The organism is Nocardia vaccinii NBRC 15922 (assembly GCF_001613305.1).
In the GTDB taxonomy this organism is placed as follows: domain Bacteria; phylum Actinomycetota; class Actinomycetes; order Mycobacteriales; family Mycobacteriaceae; genus Nocardia; species Nocardia vaccinii.
Genome location: NZ_BDCC01000115.1, coordinates 1 through 5409, shown reverse-complemented (window position 1 = coordinate 5409; position 5409 = coordinate 1). Strand labels below are relative to the sequence as shown.

The window sequence follows — 5409 nt, the reverse complement described above, 5'->3', positions numbered from 1 at the left end:
TGTTCCGGCGGTGTCCTACTCTCCCACACCCTGTCGAGTGCAGTACCATCGGCGCAGGTGGCCTTAGCTTCCGGGTTCGGAATGGGACCGGGCGTTTCCCCACCGCTATAGCCGCCGTAACACTATGAAACTATCCACAGAGAGCCGAACAAACACCAGCCGCGAACACTCGCAACCCTGCCTGCCGTCTACCTGTATCTGTGTGTTGTTTCAGATACCGCACAGTGGACGCGTAACACCTTTGTCAGTAAGCCCTCGGCCTATTAGTACCGGTCACCTCCACACGTTACCGCGCTTCCAGTTCCAGCCTATCAACCCAATGATCTGTTGGGGGCCTTAACCCCTCGAAGGGGGAGAGAAACCTCATCTTGGAACAGGCTTCCCGCTTAGATGCTTTCAGCGGTTATCCCTTCCGAACGTAGCCAACCAGCCATGCCCCTGGCGGAACAACTGGCACACCAGAGGTTCGTCCGTCCCGGTCCTCTCGTACTAGGGACAGCCTTCCTCAAGTTTCTAACGCGCGCGGCGGATAGAGACCGAACTGTCTCACGACGTTCTAAACCCAGCTCGCGTGCCGCTTTAATGGGCGAACAGCCCAACCCTTGGGACCTACTCCAGCCCCAGGATGCGACGAGCCGACATCGAGGTGCCAAACCATCCCGTCGATATGGACTCTTGGGGAAGATCAGCCTGTTATCCCCGGGGTACCTTTTATCCGTTGAGCGACACCACTTCCACACGTAGGTGCCGGATCACTAGTCCCGACTTTCGTCCCTGCTCGACCTGTCAGTCTCACAGTCAAGCTCCCTTGTGCACTTACACTCAACACCTGATTACCAACCAGGCTGAGGGAACCTTTGGGCGCCTCCGTTACACTTTAGGAGGCAACCGCCCCAGTTAAACTACCCACCAGGCACTGTCCCTGAACCAGATCATGGCCCGAGGTTAGAAGTCCAATACGACCAGAGTGGTATTTCAACGACGACTCCACCAACACTAGCGTGCCAGCTTCACAGTCTCCCACCTATCCTACACAAACCGTACCGAACACCAATACCAAGCTATAGTGAAGGTCCCGGGGTCTTTTCGTCCTGCCGCGCGTAACGAGCATCTTTACTCGTAATGCAATTTCGCCGAGTCTGTGGTGGAGACAGCAGAGAAGTCGTTACGCCATTCGTGCAGGTCGGAACTTACCCGACAAGGAATTTCGCTACCTTAGGATGGTTATAGTTACCACCGCCGTTTACCGGGGCTTAAATTCTCAGCTTCGCCCTTACGAGCTAACCGGTCCTCTTAACCTTCCGGCACCGGGCAGGCGTCAGTCCGTATACATCGTCTTACGACTTCGCACGGACCTGTGTTTTTAGTAAACAGTCGCTTCTCTCTGGTCTCTGCGACCACCCCCAGCTCCCCGTGCAAGACGGTTCACCAGACATGGCCCTCCTTCTCCCGAAGTTACGGAGGTATTTTGCCGAGTTCCTTCACCACAGTTCCCTCGATCGCCTCAGTATTCTCTACCTGACCACCTGTGTCGGTTTGGGGTACGGGCCGTATACCAACTCACTAGAGGCTTTTCTCGGCAGCATAGGATCACTGAATTCACCTCAAACGGCTACGCATCACCTCTCAGGCACATGAGACACGGATTTACCTATGCCTCGCCCTACAGGCTTACACCACGTAATCCACCACGTGGCCCAGCTACCTTCCTGCGTCACCCCATCGCTTGACTACTACACCCAGGGTCACGCGCATCCCTTTTAGGTCTCCCGAAGGAGATCCCGCCAGTTCAGGGCGCTTAGCACAGATGATTCGCCATTGGGCGCGGATACACGGGTACGGGAATATCAACCCGTTGTCCATCGACTACGCCTGTCGGCCTCGCCTTAGGTCCCGACTCACCCTGGGCGGATTAACCTGGCCCAGGAACCCTTGGTCATTCGGCGGACGAGTTTCCCACTCGTCTTTCGCTACTCATGCCTGCATTCTCACTCGCGCAGCCTCCACAACTAGGTCACCCCGCTGCTTCCCCGGCTACACGACGCTCCCCTACCCACCCAGACCACTGCCCCGAAGGGAATGTATATGTCTGAGTGCCGCGGCTTCGGCGGTGTACTTGAGCCCCGCTACATTATCGGCGCAGGATCACTTGACCAGTGAGCTATTACGCACTCTTTCAAGGGTGGCTGCTTCTAAGCCAACCTCCTGGTTGTCTAAGCGACCCCACATCCTTTTCCACTTAGTACACGCTTAGGGGCCTTAGCCGGCGATCTGGGCTGTTTCCCTCTCGACTACGAAGCTTATCCCCCGCAGTCTCACTGCCACGCTCTCACACACCGGCATTCGGAGTTTGGCTGACTTCGGTAAGCTTGTAGGCCCCCTAGGCCATCCAGTAGCTCTACCTCCAGTGTGAAACACGTGACGCTGCACCTAAATGCATTTCGGGGAGAACCAGCTATCACGGAGTTTGATTGGCCTTTCACCCCTACCCACAACTCATCCCCTCAGTTTTCAACCTAAGTGGGTTCGGGCCTCCACGACGTCTTACCGTCGCTTCACCCTGGCCATGGGTAGATCACTCCGCTTCGGGTCCATGATGTGCGACTCAAACCGCCCTATTCGGACTCGCTTTCGCTACGGCTCCCCCACACGGGTTAACCTCGCCACACACCGATGACTCGCAGGCTCATTCTTCAAAAGGCACGCCATCACCCCACCCCAAAAGGGAAGGCTCTGACGGATTGTAAGCGCACGGTTTCAGGTACTATTTCACTCCCCTCCCGGGGTACTTTTCACCTTTCCCTCACGGTACTAGTCCGCTATCGGTCACCAAGTAGTATTCAGGCTTACCGGGTGGTCCCGGCAGATTCACAGCAGATTTCACGGGCCCGCTGCTACTCGGGTGCCTATCACAGCAGAGAACGCGTTTTCGCTTACCGGACTCTCACCGTCTACGGTCGGCCATCCCAGACCAATTCAGCTAACACGAACTTTTCTGACTACTGCTCACCACGGCAGTGATGAGAAGATAGGTCCCACAACCCCACAAGCGCAACGACTGCCGTCTATCACACGCCCATGGTTTAGCCTCATCCGCTTTCGCTCGCCACTACTCACGGAATCACAATTGTTTTCTCTTCCTGTGGGTACTGAGATGTTTCACTTCCCCACGTTCCCTCCACACCACCTATATATTCAGTGGCGGGTGACACGACATCACTCGTGCCGGGTTTCCCCATTCGGAAATCCTCGGATCTCAGCTCGGTTGACAGCTCCCCGAGGCTTATCGCAGCCTCCTACGTCCTTCATCGGCTCTTGGTGCCAAGGCATCCACCGTACGCTCTTACACACTTACAAACAAAGATGCTCGCGTCCACTGTGCAGTTCTCAAACAACACACCCGCATCGAACCAGAATTCCGAAGCCAGCCACAGCACGCTGCGCGGTACTCACGAAGATCCGAACGGATCGTTCATTCGCCTAGAAAGAAACACTCGCGTGTTCTTTCAGGACCCAACAGTGTGTCGATATATCCACCGCGACCGAAGACATGGCTTCAGCCATCCGCAGGAGAAGTTGTCAGCGTTCCACCCATGAGCTCCAGCCGGACTACATGCGAGCCCGAAACTGTCTCTGCCAGAGGCGATCTCGACTGTTCGAGACACCGTCTGGAGAAGTGCTCCTTAGAAAGGAGGTGATCCAGCCGCACCTTCCGGTACGGCTACCTTGTTACGACTTCGTCCCAATCGCCGATCCCACCTTCGACGGCTCCCTCCACAAGGGTTAGGCCACCGGCTTCGGGTGTTACCGACTTTCATGACGTGACGGGCGGTGTGTACAAGGCCCGGGAACGTATTCACCGCAGCGTTGCTGATCTGCGATTACTAGCGACTCCAACTTCACGGGGTCGAGTTGCAGACCCCGATCCGAACTGAGACCGGCTTTAAGGGATTCGCTCCACCTCACGGTATCGCAGCCCTCTGTACCGGCCATTGTAGCATGTGTGAAGCCCTGGACATAAGGGGCATGATGACTTGACGTCGTCCCCACCTTCCTCCGAGTTGACCCCGGCAGTCTCTCACGAGTCCCCGCCATAACGCGCTGGCAACATAAGATAAGGGTTGCGCTCGTTGCGGGACTTAACCCAACATCTCACGACACGAGCTGACGACAGCCATGCACCACCTGTACACCAACCACAAGGGGGGCCGTATCTCTACGGCTTTCTGGTGTATGTCAAACCCAGGTAAGGTTCTTCGCGTTGCATCGAATTAATCCACATGCTCCGCCGCTTGTGCGGGCCCCCGTCAATTCCTTTGAGTTTTAGCCTTGCGGCCGTACTCCCCAGGCGGGGCGCTTAATGCGTTAGCTACGGCACGGATCCCGTGGAAGGAAACCCACACCTAGCGCCCACCGTTTACGGCGTGGACTACCAGGGTATCTAATCCTGTTCGCTACCCACGCTTTCGCTTCTCAGCGTCAGTTACTGCCCAGAGACCCGCCTTCGCCACCGGTGTTCCTCCTGATATCTGCGCATTTCACCGCTACACCAGGAATTCCAGTCTCCCCTGCAGTACTCTAGTCCGCCCGTATCGACCGCAAGCACACAGTTGAGCTGTATGTTTTCACGATCGACGCGACGAACCGCCTACAAGCTCTTTACGCCCAGTAATTCCGGACAACGCTCGCACCCTACGTATTACCGCGGCTGCTGGCACGTAGTTGGCCGGTGCTTCTTCTACAGGTACCGTCACTTGCGCTTCGTCCCTGTCGAAAGAGGTTTACAACCCGAAGGCCGTCATCCCTCACGCGGCGTCGCTGCATCAGGCTTCCGCCCATTGTGCAATATTCCCCACTGCTGCCTCCCGTAGGAGTCTGGGCCGTGTCTCAGTCCCAGTGTGGCCGGTCGCCCTCTCAGGCCGGCTACCCGTCGTCGCCTTGGTAGGCCATTACCCCACCAACAAGCTGATAGGCCGCGGGCCCATCTCGCACCGATAAATCTTTCCACCACCGATCATGCAACCAATGGTCATATCCGGTATTAGACCCAGTTTCCCAGGCTTATCCCAGAGTGCAAGGCAGATCACCCACGTGTTACTCACCCGTTCGCCGCTCGTGTACCCCGAAGGGCCTTACCGCTCGACTTGCATGTGTTAAGCACGCCGCCAGCGTTCGTCCTGAGCCAGGATCAAACTCTCCGTTGAAGACTCTCAACCCACCCCCTCGAAAGAGGGTAAATCGGAAGTATCTCGAACCAGAGTCCGAAAACCTAACCTAAACGCCAGCCGGAAAAATAGCTGACTAAAAAATGTCCGACACCCACACGGGGGTGTAAGCGCCGGAACCAAAATAAATATTTGGCACTGACATTCATCGACACACTATTGAGTTCTCAAAGAACACACGCAC

General features: G+C 56.3%; 3 rRNA genes. All 3 read right to left on the bottom strand.

What is annotated here, in order from left to right:
* Window positions 1–2: 2 nt before the first annotated feature.
* Window positions 3–119 (bottom strand): 5S ribosomal RNA (gene rrf / locus NV1_RS41515).
* Between the two features lie 124 nt (window positions 120–243).
* Window positions 244–3357 (bottom strand): 23S ribosomal RNA (locus NV1_RS41510).
* 330 nt (window positions 3358–3687) lie between these two features.
* Window positions 3688–5204, bottom strand: a 16S ribosomal RNA gene (locus tag NV1_RS41505).
* The 16S, 23S and 5S rRNA genes sit together here, the layout of an rRNA operon.
* Window positions 5205–5409 lie beyond the last annotated feature (205 nt).